Annotated in this window: 16 protein-coding genes; 8 read left to right on the plus strand and 8 right to left on the minus strand. The window is 72.1% G+C overall.

The window, feature by feature from the left end:
- Positions 1–5: 5 nt before the first annotated feature.
- A complete protein-coding gene (locus ACFTQE_RS14130; RefSeq protein WP_376925671.1) occupies positions 6–419 on the plus strand; it encodes a molybdenum cofactor biosynthesis protein MoaE in 414 nt (137 codons plus the stop codon).
- Positions 420–432: 13 nt separating this feature from the next.
- Here the strand turns inward: ACFTQE_RS14130 and moaA are convergent, their stop codons facing one another.
- The 5 genes from moaA to ACFTQE_RS14155 form a co-directional block, all read right to left on the minus strand.
- Complete coding sequence (moaA, locus tag ACFTQE_RS14135) at positions 433–1,476, minus strand: GTP 3',8-cyclase MoaA (RefSeq protein WP_376925686.1); 1,044 nt, start codon at positions 1,474–1,476, stop codon at positions 433–435.
- A 90-nt stretch (positions 1,477–1,566) separates the two neighbouring features.
- A complete protein-coding gene (locus ACFTQE_RS14140; protein ID WP_376925672.1) occupies positions 1,567–2,751 on the minus strand; it encodes a sulfate/molybdate ABC transporter ATP-binding protein in 1,185 nt (394 codons plus the stop codon).
- Positions 2,748–3,611, minus strand: coding sequence for an ABC transporter permease (locus ACFTQE_RS14145; RefSeq protein ID WP_376925673.1), 864 nt, complete (start codon positions 3,609–3,611; stop codon positions 2,748–2,750). Before ACFTQE_RS14145 ends, ACFTQE_RS14140 begins: the two co-directional genes overlap by 4 nt.
- Complete coding sequence (gene modA, locus ACFTQE_RS14150; protein ID WP_376925674.1) at positions 3,608–4,429, minus strand: molybdate ABC transporter substrate-binding protein; 822 nt, start codon at positions 4,427–4,429, stop codon at positions 3,608–3,610. The genes ACFTQE_RS14145 and modA overlap by 4 nt, the downstream gene beginning before the upstream one ends.
- Positions 4,426–4,833, minus strand: a complete 408-nt coding sequence (locus ACFTQE_RS14155; RefSeq protein WP_376925675.1) for a molybdopterin-binding protein — start codon at positions 4,831–4,833, stop codon at positions 4,426–4,428. Before ACFTQE_RS14155 ends, modA begins: the two co-directional genes overlap by 4 nt.
- 150 nt (positions 4,834–4,983) lie before the next feature.
- Between ACFTQE_RS14155 and ACFTQE_RS14160 the strand changes: the two genes are divergently transcribed.
- On the plus strand, positions 4,984–5,514 hold the full coding sequence (locus ACFTQE_RS14160; protein WP_376925676.1) for a nucleoside deaminase: 531 nt from the start codon (positions 4,984–4,986) through the stop codon (positions 5,512–5,514).
- 9 nt (positions 5,515–5,523) lie between these two features.
- On the opposite strand, the gene xdhC is transcribed toward ACFTQE_RS14160, so the two are convergent.
- From xdhC to ACFTQE_RS14175, 3 genes are read right to left on the minus strand one after another with little or no spacing between them, the layout of a single operon-like run.
- Complete coding sequence (gene xdhC / locus ACFTQE_RS14165) at positions 5,524–6,360, minus strand: xanthine dehydrogenase accessory protein XdhC (protein WP_376925677.1); 837 nt, start codon at positions 6,358–6,360, stop codon at positions 5,524–5,526.
- Between the two features lie 15 nt (positions 6,361–6,375).
- Positions 6,376–8,775 (minus strand): xanthine dehydrogenase molybdopterin binding subunit, encoded by a 2,400-nt coding sequence (gene xdhB, locus ACFTQE_RS14170; RefSeq protein ID WP_376925678.1) that lies wholly within the window; start codon positions 8,773–8,775, stop codon positions 6,376–6,378.
- A complete protein-coding gene (locus ACFTQE_RS14175) occupies positions 8,772–10,208 on the minus strand; it encodes a xanthine dehydrogenase small subunit (RefSeq protein WP_376925679.1) in 1,437 nt (478 codons plus the stop codon). Before ACFTQE_RS14175 ends, xdhB begins: the two co-directional genes overlap by 4 nt.
- 161 nt (positions 10,209–10,369) lie before the next feature.
- On the opposite strand from ACFTQE_RS14175, the gene ACFTQE_RS14180 reads away from it, so the two are divergent.
- Genes ACFTQE_RS14180 through pucL form a run of 6 tightly spaced genes read left to right on the plus strand, consistent with a single transcriptional unit; the run spans position 10,370 to position 15,666 of the window.
- Positions 10,370–11,662: a DUF6986 family protein gene (locus tag ACFTQE_RS14180; RefSeq protein WP_376925680.1), complete on the plus strand. Its 1,293-nt coding sequence runs from the start codon at positions 10,370–10,372 to the stop codon at positions 11,660–11,662.
- A gap of 39 nt (positions 11,663–11,701) precedes the next feature.
- Positions 11,702–12,514: a bifunctional allantoicase/(S)-ureidoglycine aminohydrolase gene (locus ACFTQE_RS14185; RefSeq protein WP_376925681.1), complete on the plus strand. Its 813-nt coding sequence runs from the start codon at positions 11,702–11,704 to the stop codon at positions 12,512–12,514.
- Between the two features lie 20 nt (positions 12,515–12,534).
- Positions 12,535–13,914 carry an allantoinase AllB gene (gene allB, locus ACFTQE_RS14190; protein ID WP_376925682.1) on the plus strand — a complete coding sequence of 460 codons (1,380 nt, stop codon included), beginning with the start codon at positions 12,535–12,537 and terminating at the stop codon, positions 13,912–13,914.
- Entirely contained in the window at positions 13,911–14,408 is a 498-nt protein-coding gene (gene uraD, locus ACFTQE_RS14195; protein WP_376925683.1) for a 2-oxo-4-hydroxy-4-carboxy-5-ureidoimidazoline decarboxylase, read from the plus strand. Before allB ends, uraD begins: the two co-directional genes overlap by 4 nt.
- A complete protein-coding gene (gene uraH, locus ACFTQE_RS14200; protein WP_376925684.1) occupies positions 14,405–14,746 on the plus strand; it encodes a hydroxyisourate hydrolase in 342 nt (113 codons plus the stop codon). The genes uraD and uraH overlap by 4 nt, the downstream gene beginning before the upstream one ends.
- A gap of 20 nt (positions 14,747–14,766) precedes the next feature.
- Positions 14,767–15,666: a factor-independent urate hydroxylase gene (gene pucL / locus ACFTQE_RS14205; protein WP_376925685.1), complete on the plus strand. Its 900-nt coding sequence runs from the start codon at positions 14,767–14,769 to the stop codon at positions 15,664–15,666.
- The last annotated feature ends 41 nt before the right edge of the window (positions 15,667–15,707 follow it).

Raw genomic sequence — 15,707 nt, forward strand, 5'->3', positions numbered from 1 at the left:
CGCGCATGAACGAACCACTCGCCGTCGTCACGCTCGAGCCGATCGACGAACGCGCGGTGCGCTCCGCCGTCGAGGCCGACGCGAGCGGAGCCGTCGTCGTGTTCCTCGGCATCGTGCGCGACCACGACGGCGGTCGCGGCGTGCTCGCGCTCGACTACCGCGCACACCCCGAGGCCGAGCGGTTCCTGGCCGAGTGCGTGAACGAGATCGCGGTCGAGACCGGCATCGCGGTGGCGGCGGCGCACCGCGTGGGAGAGCTGCGCATCGGCGACGTGGCACTGTGCGCCGCGGCATCCGCTGCGCACCGCGCCGAGGCGTTCGACGCGTGCGAACGCCTCGTCGAGCTCGTCAAGCGGCGGGTGCCGATCTGGAAGCGGCAGCACTTCGTCGACGGCGTCTCGGAGTGGGTCGGGCTCTGAACCCGGCGGGCCGTCACCCGCCGATGTACGACATCTCGATCTTCGGACGCGCCCCGCGCAGTTCGGGCGTGAGGCCCGCACGCACCTCGGAGTAGCGGTCGTCGCGTCGGCCCCAGATGGCGCTCATCGCGGCAGCGAGCTCGTCGTCGTCGATGCCGCCCCGCAGCAGCGCCCGCAGGTCGTGGCCCTCCGAGGCGAAGAGACAGGTGAAGAGACGGCCGTCGGTCGAGATGCGGGCGCGATTGCAGGTGCCGCAGAACGTCTGCGTGACGCTCGAGATCACGCCGATCTCGCCGCCGCCGTCACGGTAGCGCCAGCGCGTCGCCGTCTCTCCGGGCACGAGTTCGCCCACCGGCTCGAGCGGCAGCTCGCGGTGGATCTGCTCGACGATCTCGGCCGAGGGCACGACCTCGTCGAGGCTCCAGCCGTTCGAGGTGCCGACGTCCATGTACTCGATGAACCGCAGGCTGAACGGCGTGCCGTGGAAGTGCCGGGCCATCGGCAGCACCTCGTGGTCGTTCATGCCGCGCTTCACGACCATGTTGACCTTGATCGGACCGAGCCCGGCCTCTCGGGCGGCCTCCATGCCGTCGAGCACCTTCGCGATGGGGAAGCCGACGTCGTTCATCGCCCGGAACACCTCGTCGTCGAGGGAATCGAGCGAGACGGTGACCCGGGTGAGGCCGGCGGCCTTCAGCGCCGCGGCCTTCACGGAGAGCGCCGCGCCGTTCGTGGTGAGGGCGATCTCGAGCGGGCGGCCGTCGGGCGTGCGGAGTTCGGCGAGACGCGCGATGAGGTCTTCGATGCCGCGTCGGAGCAGCGGTTCACCGCCCGTGAGCCGGAGCTTCTCGACGCCGTGCGCCGCGGCGATGCGCGCGAGTCGGGTGATCTCGTCGAAGTCGAGCATCTCGTCGCGCTCGAGGAAGGCGTAGTCGCGGCCGAACACGGTCTTGGGCATGCAGTAGACGCAGCGGAAGTTGCAGCGATCGGTGACCGAGATGCGGAGGTCGCGGAGCGCGCGGCCTCGGCGATCGGCGAGCCGGCCCGTCGCGGGCAGGCGTCGCGCACCGATGCCCGCGCCGCCATTGGAACGGGGCGGATCGACCGATGATCTCGACGTCACGGGAGCACCCCCTGTTCGTGGCGTCTACCGTAGCACCGCGGCGGGCAGCGCCCGCACCGAGACCTCCGTCGCCGGAATCGTGAACACGAGCCTCGCGCCGGTGCTCAGGTCGAGCGAGACCGCGGCGGCCGAGGGCACGTCGACGAAGAGCCGGGGGTGTTCCGCGATGCCGATGCGCACACCGCCGGGAACCGGCTGCAGCACGGCCACGGTGCCGGTCCAGCTGTTGACGGATGCCGCGGCCCCGCCGGACACGGTCGGCGCGACGTGCACCGCACCGGGGCTGAACACCGCCGCGACCCGAGTGCCCGAGGCCGGCGGCGCGCCCGCCGCGCGGAGCACTGGGCCGGCGCCGGTGCTCGTCGCGCTCCCCATACTGCCCGCGACGCCCGTGCCCGCCGTGCCAGTGCCCGTCGGGCTCGCGACGATGTCCCCGTCGGCGTCGACCACCCCGATCACGAGGTTCACTCCCGCGAGTGCCGCGACGAACGGGCTCGCAGGGTGACCGAGCACCTCGGCCGTCGCGCCCTGCTGCACGATGCGCCCGTCGTGCAGGATCGCGGCGCGGTCGGCGAGCACGATCGCGTCGAGCGGATCGTGGGTCACGAGCAGGATGGGGATCGGCGCAGGCCACGGGCGCTCGGCGATGAGCGCTCGCATCTCGGGGCCGGTCTCCACGTCGAGGGCGGTGAAGGGCTCGTCGAGCAGGAGCACCTCGGGGCGTGCCGCGAGCGTGCGGGCGAGGGCCACGCGCTGCCGCTGACCGCCCGACAGCGCGAGCGGGCGCCGTGACGCGAGCTCCGCCAACCCGACTCGCGCGAGCCAGCGTCTCGCCGTCTCGCGCGACGCCGACGCGCCCATGCCCTGGGCCCGGGGGCCGAAGGCGACGTTGTCGAGCGCGCTCAGGTGCGGGAAGAGGAGCGGCTGCTGGCCGAGCAGGCCCACCCGCCGGCCCTCGGGGCCGACATGGCGTCGCGGTCGCCCCGGCTCCGCCGAGCCGAGCTCGCGCCCGGCGAGGTGCACCGCGCCACGGTCGACGGCGAGGGTGCCCGCGATCGTCTGCAGCAGCGTGGTCTTGCCCGAGCCGTTCGGGCCGAGCACCGCGAGGGTCTCGCCCGGAGCGACGCGAAGCGAGACGTCGAGCGCGAAGTCGCCGCGTCGGGTCGTGACGTCGGCCACGAGGCCCTCGGATGCCGCGTCGCCGTTCACCTCGCGGCATCCTCACGCCAGCCGCGCATCACGAGCAGCACCGCGACGGCGACGCAGATGAGCATGAGCGAGAGGGCGATCGCGATGTCCTCGCTGACCCCGGCCCCGTTGAACGCCGTGTAGATCGCGAGCGGCATGGTGCGGGTGGTGCCGGCCGCGTTGCCGGCGAAGAGCGCGGTCGCGCCGAACTCGCCGAGCGCTCGGGCGAAGCACAGCACGGTGCCCGCGAGGAGCCCTGGGCCGACGAGGGGCAGGGTGATGCGCCGGAAGACCGTCGACCGGCTCGCGCCGAGCCCCGCTGCGACGGCCTCGTACCGAGTGCCGGCGGTGCGCAGCGCCCCCTCGACCGAGATCACGAGGAACGGCAGCGCGACGAACGCCTGTGCGATCACCACGGCCGCGGTCGTGAACGGCACCCGGATGCCGGCGACGTCGAGCACGCCGCCGAGCAGTCCGTTCCGGCCGAGCAGTGCCAGCAGCGCGATGCCCCCGACGAGCGGCGGGAGCACGAGCGGCAGCGTCGCGAGCGTTCGGAGCACCGCGGCGATGCCCCGCGAACTGCGGGCGATGACGACGGCGAGCGGCACCCCGAGCACGATGCACACGACGGTCGCGATGCTCGCCGTCGAGAGCGAGAGGGCGAGTGCCTCGAGTGCGGCAGGGGAGGCGACCGCGGCCGGCACCCCCGCCCAGTCGAGACGCACGAGCAGGGCGACGAGCGGAAGCACGAGGAGCGCGGCGCCGAGCGCGGCCGGAAGGAGGAGCCACGAGGGGAACCCCGCGCCGACGTCGTTCCGCGCACGCGCTCGCGGTGCTCGAGGCGCCTGCTCGGTGCGACGGGCGGCGTCGGTCGTCGTCACGGGCTCCCGAATCCGTACGAGGCGAGTACGGCCGCCCCGTCCGGCGAATGCACGAACTCGACGAATGCGCGTGCCGCCTCGGGATTGGCCGCCCCGGCGAGCTCGGCGATCGGGTAGACGTTCGTCGCGGCATCCGCGCCCTCGATCGGGACGCCGTCGACGTCGCCCGCCGCCGCCGCGATGTCGGTGACGTAGACGAGCCCGGCGTCGGCCTCGCCGGAACGCACCTTCGTGAGCACCGCGCTCACGTTCTGCTCTTCGCTCGCGGGGGTCAGCGCGACCCCGGCGAGCTCGAGGAGCTTCGCCGCCGCGGTGCCGCAGGGCACCTCGGGCGCGCAGACCACGACGAGCGGGTGAGCGGATGCCTCGTCGCCGAGGTCGTCGAGGCCCTCGATGTCGAGCGGATTGCCGGACTCCACGGCGATCTCGAGCACGTTCGTCGCGAAGGTCTCGGGCTCGCCGCCGAGGAGGCCGGCGTCGTCGAGCTTCGCCATGTTCCGTTCGTCGGCGGACGCGAACACATCGGCCGCTGCGCCCTCGATGAGCTGTGTGGCGAGGGTAGCCGAGCCGTCGTAGGTGATCGGTGCGACGTCGAGGTCGGGGTGCCGAGCCTCGAACTCGGCGGCGAGTTCGTCGAAGGCGGCCGTGAGCGATGCGGCGGCGAAGATCGTGAGCGTTCCGCTCAGACCTTCCTCGGGCGCGCCGGATGCGGGGGAGTCGGTGGCCTGGCCGCCGCCCGAGCCCGGAGCCGCGCAGCCACCGAGGGTGAGGGCGACGACCGCCGCCGACGCCGCGATGAGCGGGAATCGCCGGATCATGCGCGGCCCTCGTTCTCGGTCTCGAGGGCGACCATCGTCGCCTTGACGACGGCGACCGCCTTCGAACCGACCTCGAGGCGCAGCTCCCGTGCCGCCTCGGCCGACATGAGGGAGACCACCCGGTGCGGCCCGCACTGCAGTTCGACCTGGGCCATGAGTCCGTCGATCTCGACGCGGGTGACGAGGCCGACGAAGCGGTTGCGGGCGCTCCGCTGCACCGCGCTGGTGTCGTGCACGGTCGCGGCGATCGCGACGGCTCGTGCTGCGAGGTCGTCGCCGGCGACCACTTGCCGGCCCGCGGAATCCTTCTCGACTCGCAGCAGCCCGTCGTGCACCCACCTGCGGATCGTGTCATCGCTCACGCCGACGAGCGAGGCCGCTTCACTGATCCGATACTGCGTCATGAATTGGACGATACTTCCGCAGACGCGGAAGCACAACCGCGGTCCCGCCGCTCCGACATTCGCGTCGGGAGCGGGGTCCGTAGGTCCTGGACTCTCCGGCTGTTAGCCTCGAACCGCTCACGCGAGGCGAGACAGCGAGGACGGAGCGCCATGGACGAGTTCGATGCATCTCCGCCGCTGCACCCGTCCGGCTCCGAGGCCGATCGGCTCGTCGCCGACCACCTCGAGCGCGCGGTCGACCTCGCCACCGAGAACGTGCGGAAGGGCGGCGGCCCGTTCGGCGCCATCGTGGTCGCGGCCGACGGGCGGATCTTCGAGGGCGTCAACCGGGTCACCGCGAACCTCGATCCCACGGCGCACGCCGAGGTGACGGCGATCCGGGCGGCGTGCCAGGGGCTCGGCAGTTTCGAGCTCAGCGGCGCCACGCTCTACTCGAGCTGCGAGCCGTGCCCGATGTGCCTCGCCGCTTCGCTGTGGGCGCGGATCGATCGCGTCGTCTTCGCCGCGGATCGCAACGACGCCGCGGACGCCGGGTTCGACGATGCGGTGTTCTACCGCTACTTCGACGGCGGGCCCGAGGCACGCGAGGTGATGCCGGTCGCGAACCTCGATCTCGGCGCTGTCCGGCGCATCGCCCCGTTCACGGAGTGGCGCCGCACCGCATCGCGGATCGAGTACTGACGGCGTCCGTCATCCCTCGTCGCTCGATGGATCGGGCTGCTCGATCAGCTGGAGGATGCGGGCGGCGACGCTCACCGCGATCGTCGCCGGCGCCTTCCCGGCGACCTCGGGGATGCCGATCGGGGTCTCGACCCGGGCGAGGGCCGCGTCGTCGTGCCCGAGCTCCCGCAGCCGCGTGCGGAACCGCGCCCATTTCGAGCGCGAGCCGATGAGCCCGATCGACCCGAGCGCGGGATGACGCAGCGCAGTGTCGACGATCGCGAGATCCTCGACGTGGTCGTGCGTCATGATCAGCACGTGCGTGCCCGGCGGGAGCAGGGCGAGACCGGCCTCGGGCACTGGCTCGTGATGGAGGTGCACCGTGGCGACGGCGTCGCCGAGGAGCCCTGAGACGCCCGGTTCGCCGAGGCGCGCGGCCCCGAGCATCTCGGGCCGCGAGTCGACGAGGTGGAGTTCGAGTTCCTGACGGCCGAGGACGCGTGCGAGTTCGATCCCGACGTGACCGACTCCGAACACGGCGACCGACGGCACGACCCGCACCGGTTCCAGCAGCATGGTGACCTCTCCTCCGCAGCATTGCACGCCGTAGTCCGTCGTCGCCTTGTCGCTGAGCGTCATGGTCAGCAGCTCCGGCTCGGCGGACGCCGTCGCGAGCATGGCGCGGGCGCGATCCGTCGCGGTCTGCTCGAGGTTGCCGCCGCCGACCGTGCCGAACACCGTGTCGGGCGAGACGATCATCTTCGCCCCGCCGTTCCGCGGAGCATGCCCGCGCACGACGGCCATCGTGACGAGCACCGCCGGCGTCCGCGCCTCGCGGAGTCGCTGCAGGGCCTCGAGCCAGTCCATGGGCGCCGCCTGCGGCTACGCCCCGGTCACGCCGGCGGTGACGAGCCCGGAGTCGCTGTCGTCGTCGCCCGCGGCGGCGGCATCCGCCATCGCGGCCCGTGCCGCCTCGACCGCCCAGAAGACCTCTTCGGGCGTCGCCGGCGAGCCGAGCTCGACGCTGCGACCGGGGGGGCCGAACGCGCCGACCGCGGCGCGGATCGCCTCGCGGGCGCTGAATGCGAGCATGAGCGGCGGCTCGCCGACGGCCTTCGAGCCGTAGATCGCGCCGTCTTCGCGGGCGTTCTCGAAGAGACGCACGTTGAACTCCCCGGGCATCTCCGAGAAGCTCGGCAGCTTGTACGTGCTCGCCGACTGGGTCAGCAGCCGCCCTCGGCCGGGGCCGTCGGTCTCGTCCCAGCGGAGCTCCTCGAGCGTGAGCCATCCGAGGCCCTGCACGTACCCGCCCTCGATCTGGCCGAGGTCGAGCATGGGCGAGAGCGAGTCGCCGACGTCGTGCACGATGTCGACGCGGCGCACCCGGATGGCGCCCGTGAACCCGTCGACCTCGACCTCGGTCGCGGCGGCGCCGTAGGCGAAGTACTTGAACGGCGACCCCTGCATGAGGTCGGGGTTCCAGTGCAGCCCCTCGGTGCGGTAGAAGCCGGCCGCCCAGAGCTGCACGCGCTGCAGGTACGCCGCGTCCGCGACCTCGGCGAAGGTGAGGCGCTCGTCGAGCCTGCCGAGTCCGGTCACGAATCCGCCGTCGAATCGCACGTCTCGCTCGTCGACGTCGAGGAGCCGCCCGGCGACCGCCGCCATCCGTGCGCGGATCTGCTCGCACGCGTCCCTCACGGCACCGCCGTTGAGGTCCGAACTCGACGAGGCCGCGGTCGCCGAGGTGTTCGGCACCTTGTCGGTGCGCGTCGGGGCGAGGCGCACCTGTTCGAGGCGGAGACCCAGCGCCGTCGCCGCGACCTGCAGCATCTTCGTGTGCAGACCCTGGCCCATCTCGGTGCCGCCGTGGTTGATGAGCACCGAGCCGTCCTTGTAGACGTGCACGAGCGCCCCCGCCTGGTTGAAGGCGGAGAAGTTGAACGAGATGCCGAACTTCACCGGAGTGATCGCGAGGCCGCGCTTCGTCTCGGCGTGCGTCGCGTTGAACGCCGTGACCTCGGCACCGCGCGCCGCGAGATCGCTCTCGTGGCTGAGCTGGTCCCAGATCGTCTCGAGCCGACCGGCGTCCTTCACGAGCTGTCCGTACGGCGTGCGCTGGCCCTGCCGATAGAAGTTCCTCCTCCGGAGTTCGGCCGGCTCGATGCCGAGCACGGGCGCGGCGCGGCCGAGGACGTCTTCGATGAGGAACATGCCCTGCGGCCCGCCGAAGCCGCGGAACGCGGTCTGCGAGGTCTTGTTCGTCTTCGCGATACGGCCGTGGACGTGCACGTTCGGAATCCAGTAGGCGTTGTCGACATGGCAGAGCGCACGGCCGAGCACGGGCTCCGAGAGATCGAGGCTCCAGCCGCCGTCGGCGGTGAGCGTGGCGTCGAGCGCCTGGATCAGCCCGTCGGCGGAGAAACCCGCCCTCCAGGCGAGGTGGAAGGGGTGGCGCTTGCCGGTCATGGTGATGTCCTGCGTGCGGTTCAGCCGCAGGCGCACTGGCCGCCCCGTGAGCTTCGCGCCGAGCGCGGCGATCGCGGCGAACCCGTGCGGCTGCATCTCCTTGCCGCCGAATGCACCGCCCATGCGGAGCGACTGCACGGTGACGCGGCTCGCCGGCACGTCGAGCACGTGGGCGACGATCGCCTGCGTCTCCGACGGGTGCTGCGTCGAGCACTGCACGAAGTACTGGCTCTCCGAATCGAGCACGGCCAGCGACGCCTGGGTCTCGAGGTAGAAGTGCTCCTGGCCGCCGACCTCGCTGACGCCTTCGAAGACGTGCACCGAATCCGCCATCGCGGCAGTGGCATCGCCTCGGGAGACGGTGCGGGCGATGCCCTGATACGACCCGGCGGCGATCGCCTCGGCCACCGTGATGCACGAACTCAGTCGTTCGTACGTGACGCGCACCGCCTCGGCGCCGAGACGCGCCGCCTCCTGCGTCTCGCCGAGCACCCAGACGAGCGCGTGGCCGGAATACATCGCCTCGCTCGGGAAGAGCGGTTCGTCGTGCTTGATCCCGGCGTCGTTGAGCCCCGGCACGTCGGCAGCCGTCAGCACGCGCACCACGCCGGGCACCTCGTAGGCGGGGGCGACGTCGACGCTCACCCGGGCGTGCGCCTCGGTCGACTGCACCGGCCATGCGGTGAGCGCGCCGGCCGTCTGCACGGCGAGATCGTCGGTGTACATCGCGGCGCCGGTCGCGTGCAGCGCTGCGCTCTCGTGGGCGGCGCTGAGGCCGACGACGGGATTGGCGGGGCGATCGGCGAGCGAGCTCACACCGGCACCTCCTTCGACGCGATGAGCGCGGCGCTGTACAGCTTCAGCAGCGCGTTGCCGAGCATGTGCGAGCGGTACTCGTTCGAGGCGCGGTGATCGGAGATCGGAGTGCCCTCGGCCTGCAGCACCCTCGATGCCGCGCGCACGGTCGCGACGTTCCACGGCGCGCCGACGAGCACCGCCTCCGTGGCGTGCGCGCGCAGCGGAGTGGCGGCCACGCCGCCGAGTCCGATGCGCGCCGAGGTGATCACCCCGCCGTCGACGTCGAGGGCGAAGCCGACGGCGACGCTCGAGATGTCGTCGAAGCGTCGCTTCGCGATCTTGTGGAACCCAGCGACGCCCGCGAGCGGCACGGGGATGCGCACGGCACGGATGAGCTCGTCATCGCGGCGCACCGACTGGCGGTAGCCGGTGAAGTACTCGGCGAGCTGCACCTCGCGCTCCCCGCTGCTCGAGGCGAGCAGGAGCCGGGCGTCGAGGGCCAGGAGCGCCGGGGCGGCATCGCCGATCGGCGACGCGGTGCCGAGGTTGCCGCCGAACGTCGCGCGGTTGCGGATCAGCCGGGACGCGAACTGCGGGAGGAGCTGTGCGAGGAGCGGCACGCGGTCGGCGAGCCCGCGCTCGACCTCGGACAGCGTGAGTGCTGCGCCGATCTCGATCACCTGACTGCCGACCGACAGGGTTCGCAGCTCCTCGAGCCGCTCGATCGCGATGACGAGCGGTGGTCGGAGCCCTCGCAGGTTCACCTCGACGCCGAGATCGGTGGACCCCGCGACGAGGAGCGCGTCCGGCTCGTCGCGGAGCATCCCGAGCGCGTCGACGAGCGACGCGGGGCGGATGAATCGGCCGTCGCCGGCGCGGACATCGGTCGCCACGGCGACGGGAGCCGGTCGAGCGCGGCGCGCAGCAAACTCGTCGTCGGCCGTCGGGGCGCCGAGCGAGTAGGCGGCGTCCCTGATCGGACGGTAGCCGGTGCACCGGCAGAGGTTGCCGCTCAGCGAATGCAGTTCGAAGCCGTTGGGGCCGCGCTCCTCTCCGGCAGCGGCCGGCGCGCGATCGGAACGGTAGTACTCGTCGGCCATGCTGCACGCGAACCCGGGCGTGCAGTAGCCGCATTGCGACGCCCCCGCCTCGGCGAGCTTCTCCTGCACCGGGTGCAGCGACTCGGGTGACCCGAGGCCCTCTGCGGTGACGATCTCCTGCCCGTTCAGCGCGGCGACGGGCACGAGGCAGGCGTTCACCGCCGTCCACTGGGTGCCGCCCCGGTCGTCGGGTGCGGCGAGCAGCATCGCGCAGGCGCCGCACTCGCCCTCGGCGCAGCCCTCCTTGGCGCCCGACAGCCCGATCTCACGCAGCCACTCGAGCGCGCTCGTGTGAGCTTCGGCGCGCACGGGGCGCCGCCGACCGTTGACGGTCACGGCGATGTCATCCATGGGCGAACTCCTCCGGGGCGCTGCACTGCGCCCGCCACCGAGTCGCTCACGGCGCCTCGGTGGTTGGATTCTACGCGTCGACCCTGACGGATCCGTGGATTCCCGGACCGTCTCGCGGCGCGGTCATTGCGGCGTCGGCGCCGTCACAGCGAAGATGGGCCATGGCCCACGTCCGCAGCACACGTGCCGCACCCGCTCCGCGCACCGCGCTCACGGCGGCCGATCTCGCTGCCGTCGACCGCCGCCTCGCCGCAACCGACGCACTGCTCGAGCGCGCCTACCCCGGCGACGACGGCTCGCGCCAGCCCGTGCACACCGTGTACGTCCCGGCCGACCGGTACGGCGCGGGCCTGCCGGGGGAGTGGGGCGCCGCCGCGCTCGCCGCCGCGGAGGCCTCGGGCGGCCTCGAGGCGCTTGCGGAACGAGTGGGCGTCGAGCGATCGCTCGTCGACGACGTGGTGCCCGCCGTGCGCGACAAGCTCGAGCGGGAACCGATCGAAGACCTCCGCCTCGACTTCGAGGACGGCTACGGCGATCGCGGCGACGAGGTCGAGGACTCCGACGCCTGGCGCCAGGCCGAACGCGTCGCCGCGGCCGTCGCGGCCGGCCTCGCGCCGCCCTTCATCGGCGTGCGCGTGAAGAGCTTCGAAGCGCCGACACGGGCGCGGGGCATCCGCACCCTCGATCTCTTCGTGAGCACCCTCGTCGCACGCGGTGAGCTGCCGGGCGGCCTCGTGCTCACGCTGCCGAAGGTGTCGACGGTCGCCCAGGTCGAGGCGATGGCGGAGGTCGCGGCCGCCCTCGAGCGCGCGCACGGGCTGCCCGACGGCCGGCTCCGCTTCGAGGTGCAGGTCGAGACGCCGCAACTGGTGCTCGGCCCCGACGGCGACTCTCCGCTCGCGAAGCTGCCGACCGCCGTGCCGGGCCGCATCAGCGCGCTCCACTACGGCACCTACGACTACAGCGCGTCGCTGCAGATCTCCCCGGCGAACCAGTCGATGGAGCATCCGGTCGCCGACCACGCGAAGGAGGTCATGCGGCTCGCGGCGGCGGGCACCGGCATCCGGCTGTCCGACGGGTCGACGAACATCCTTCCGCTCGGCGACCGCGCCGACGAGGCCTGGCGCCTCCACGCGCGGCTCGTGCGCCGGTCGCTCGACCGCGGCTTCTACCAGGGCTGGGACCTGCACCCCCACCAGCTTCCGACCCGCTTCATCGCGACCTACGCGTTCTTCCGCGAGGGGTATGCCGAGGCATCCGGGCGCCTTCGCGGCTACCAGGGCGGCGAGGGCGGCGCGGTGCTCGACGAACCGGCGACGGCCCGAGCACTCGCCGACTTCGTACTGCGCGGCGTCGAGTGCGGCGCGCTCACCGAGGCCGAGGTCGCCGCCGACGTCGGCCTCGATCGACGCGGCCTCGCCGCGATCGCCCACCCGAGACTCGCGAACGGCTGAGCGGATGCCCCGGCGCCGCTCCAACGACAAGGAATCCGCATGAGCTACTTCTCGCCGCAGGGCGGACTGCCTGCCCAGACCGAGCTCCTCACCGACCGGGCGATCGTGAGGGAGGCGTACACGGTCATCCCGAAGGGGGTGCTCCGCGACATCGTGACGAGCAACCTGCCGGGGTTCGCCAACTCGAGGTCGTGGATCCTCGCTCGACCGATCGCGGGCTTCTCGACGACCTTCTCGCAACTGATCGTCGAGATCGGCCCGGGCGGCGGGGCCGAGCGACCCGAGCACGAGGCCGCCGTCGAGGGCGTCGTGTTCGTCACCTCCGGTTCGCTCTCGCTCGTGCTCGACGGCGAGCGGCATCAGCTGGGCGCGGGCGGGTACGCGTACCTCGCTGCGGGTGCGGCGTGGTCGCTCGCGAACGAGGGCGACGAGCCCGTGACCTTCCAGTGGATCAGGAAGGCCTACGAGCCGGTCGACGGCATCGCACGGCCGGGTTCGTTCGTCACGCGCGACCAGGACATCGAGCCGATCGAGATGCCCGGCACGAACGGGGCGTGGGCGACGACCCGCTTCGTCGACCCCGACGACCTCTCCCACGACATGCACGTCAACATCGTGACGTTCCGGCCGGGCGGCACGATTCCGTTCGCAGAGACCCACGTCATGGAGCACGGGCTCTTCGTGCTCGAGGGCAAGGGCGTCTATCGGCTGAACGACGACTGGGTGGAGGTCGAGGCGGGCGACTTCATGTGGCTTCGGGCCTTCTGTCCGCAGGCGTGCTACGCGGGCGGGCCCGGTCCGTTCCGCTACCTGCTCTACAAGGACGTGAACCGGCAGATCCGGCTGTCGTGAGCGTCAGGGCGGGTGCAGCGATGCAGGAGCAGTCGGCCGGTGCGCCGAGTGTCGGGGGCGGGCCGTTCGATCTCGTCATCCGGGGTGGACGGGTGCTGCTCGGCGACGCGTTCTCGCCGGCCGAGGTCGCGGTGCGGGGCGGCGTCATCGTGCGCATCGCGCCGCTCGGCGCCGCGCTCGAGGGCTCGCGCATCGTGCAGCTCGCCGACGACGAGGTCCTGATCCCGGGCCTCGTCGACACGCACGTGCACGTCGACGAGCCCGGCCGCACCGAGTGGGAGGGATTCGAGTCGGCGACTCGCGCCGCGGCGGCGGGCGGAGTGACGACCATCGTCGACATGCCGCTCAACAGCATTCCGGCGACGACCTCGGTCGCAGCGCTCGATGCGAAACGCCGCGCCGCAGACGGGCGGGTGTTCGTCGACGTCGGGTTCTGGGGCGGCGTCGTGCCGGGCAACCTCGAAGAGCTCGGGCCGCTCGCGGGCGAGGGGGTCTTCGGGTTCAAGTGCTTCCTGCTCGACTCGGGGGTCGACGAGTTCCCCGCGATCACCGCCGATGAGATGGAGGCCGCGATGGCGGTGCTCCGCGCGAGCGATTCGCTGCTCCTCGTGCACGCCGAGGACGCGCGGCTGATCGGTGCGGCGCCGCACCCGCACAGCACCCGGTACTCCGACTTCCTCGCATCGCGACCGCGCGAGGCCGAGGACTCGGCGATCGCCGACGTGATCGATCGCGCCACGCGCACCGGGGCTCGCGCGCACGTGGTGCACCTGAGCTCGGCGGACTCGCTCGGCCGTATCGCCGACGCCAGGCGCGCTGGGGTGCGGCTCTCGGTCGAGACGTGCCCCCACTACCTCACGCTCACGGCGGAGGAGATCCCGGCCGGCGCAACGGCCTTCAAGTGCTGCCCGCCGATCCGCGAGGCGGCGAATCGCGACGCCCTCTGGAGCGGCCTCGAGTCGGGCGCGATCGACTTCATCGTCTCCGACCACTCGCCGGCACCGGCCGAACTGAAGTACGCGGGCCACGGCGACTTCGTCGAGGCATGGGGCGGGATCGCCTCCCTCCAGCTCGGGCTGCCGCTCGTGTGGTCGGGAGCCCGAGAGCGCGGCATCCCGCTGGAACGGGTCGTCGAGTGGATGTCGGGCGCACCCGCGCATCGGGTCGGCCTGACGGAGAAGGGGCGCATCGCCGAAGGCGCCGCGGCCGACTTCGCCGTCTTCGCGCCCGACCAGACGTTCACGGTCGAGGCATCGGCGCTCGAGCACCGCCACGCCGTGTGCCCCTACGATGGACGCGAACTCTCAGGAGTGGTTCGGGCGACGCTGCTCGCGGGGCTTCCGGTCGACCGGGCCGTGGCACGGGGTCGACTGCTCCGCAGGGACGGGATCGGACGATGAAGCTCGAGGATTTCAACGGACTCGACCGCCGAACGGCGATCGAGGCGCTGCGTCCGTGCCTCGACATCCCGCGCTGGAGCGAGGAACTCGCCGACGGCCGGCCGTTCGCCTCGGTCGCCGAGCTCGTCTCGGCGGCCGACCTGGCCGCATCGCCGTTCACCGCCGAGGAGATCGACCGCGCCCTCGCGCACCATCCGCCGATCGGCCGGCGAGCCGCCGGCTCGACCGCCGAAGCGAGCCTGTCGCGCAGCGAGCAGTCGGGCGTCGACCCGAACGACACCGAGGTCGCCGCCGCACTCGCGACGGGCAACCTCGCGTACGAGGCGAGGTTCGGTCGGGTCTTCCTGGTCCGTGCCGCCGGCCGCTCCGCGAGCGAGATGCTCGCGCTGCTCGACGAACGCCTCACGCACTCGGCCGCCGCCGAAGACGTCATCGTCGCCGAGCAGCTGCGCGAGATCGCCGTCCTCCGAGTGAAGGGACTCATCACCGCATGACCACCTCCCAGATCACCACGCACGTGCTCGACACGACCGTCGGCCGTCCGGCCGAGGGCGTTCGGGTCGAGCTGTTCGTGCGCGCGGCATCCGGCTGGAGCCTCGTCGGATCGGGCACGACCGACGCCGACGGCCGCGCGTCAGGACTCGGCCCGGCCTCGGTCCCAGTCGGCGAGTATCGCCTGCACTTCGATACGGGCGGCTTCTTCGCCGCCCGCGGCGTCGACACGTTCTTTCCCGAGGTCGTGCTCCACTTCGATGTCGCCGACGACGGGGGGCACGTTCACGTGCCGCTCCTGCTGAGCCCCTTCGCCTACTCGACCTACCGGGGGAGCTAGGCCCGATGGATGGAGACGCCATGCCCGACCGAGGGATCGTGCTCGGACCGAACCGCTACGGCAAGGCCGAGGTCCGCGTCGTCAAGGTCACCCGCGACACCGATCGCCACGAGATCGAGGACCTCAGCGTCACGTCGCAGCTGCACGGCGACTTCGCCGCGGCGCACCTGTCGGGCGACAACTCGCACGTCATCCCGACCGACACGCAGAAGAACACGATCTTCGCGTTCGCGCGCGACGGAGTGGGGTCGCCCGAGGCGTTCCTGCTCCGCCTCGCCGATCACTTCACCTCCTCGTTCGCGTGGGTCGACGGCGGACGTTGGGAGGCCGAGAGCTACGCATGGCAGCGCATCGTGTCGCACGGAGCCCCGCACGACCACGCCTTCGTGCGGACGGGACAGGGCACGCGCACGGCCGTCGTCGTCGCCGACGGCGACGCCCGCCACGTCATCGCCGGGCTCAAGGAGCTCACGGTGCTGAAGACCACGCAGTCGGGCTTCGAGGGCTTCCCGAGAGACAGGTACACGACCCTGCAGGAGACGACCGACCGGATCCTGGCCACGGACGTCGCGGCCCGCTGGCGGTACGTCGGCACCGACGTCGACTACAACGCCGTCTACGAGAACGTCCGGGCGCTGCTGCTCGAGGCGTTCACCGAGCAGTACTCGGCAGCCCTGCAGACCACGCTCTTCGACATGGGGAGACGAGTGCTCGAACGCCACCCCGAGATCGCCGAGATCCGCTTCTCGATGCCGAACAAGCACCACTTCGTCGTCGACCTCGCCCCGTTCGGGCTCGACAACCCCAACGAGGTGTTCTACGCGGCCGACCGGCCGTACGGGCTCATCGAGGCCACCGTCACGCGCGATGGGCTGGCGCCCGCACCCGCGGCCTGGGAAGGCATCGCCGGCTTCTGCTGAGCCGGCGGGCAGACCGGTCCATCGACGGGCGGATGCTGCGG

This window comes from Agromyces sp. NPDC056965, from assembly GCF_042673425.1.
Lineage (GTDB): Bacteria > Actinomycetota > Actinomycetes > Actinomycetales > Microbacteriaceae > Agromyces.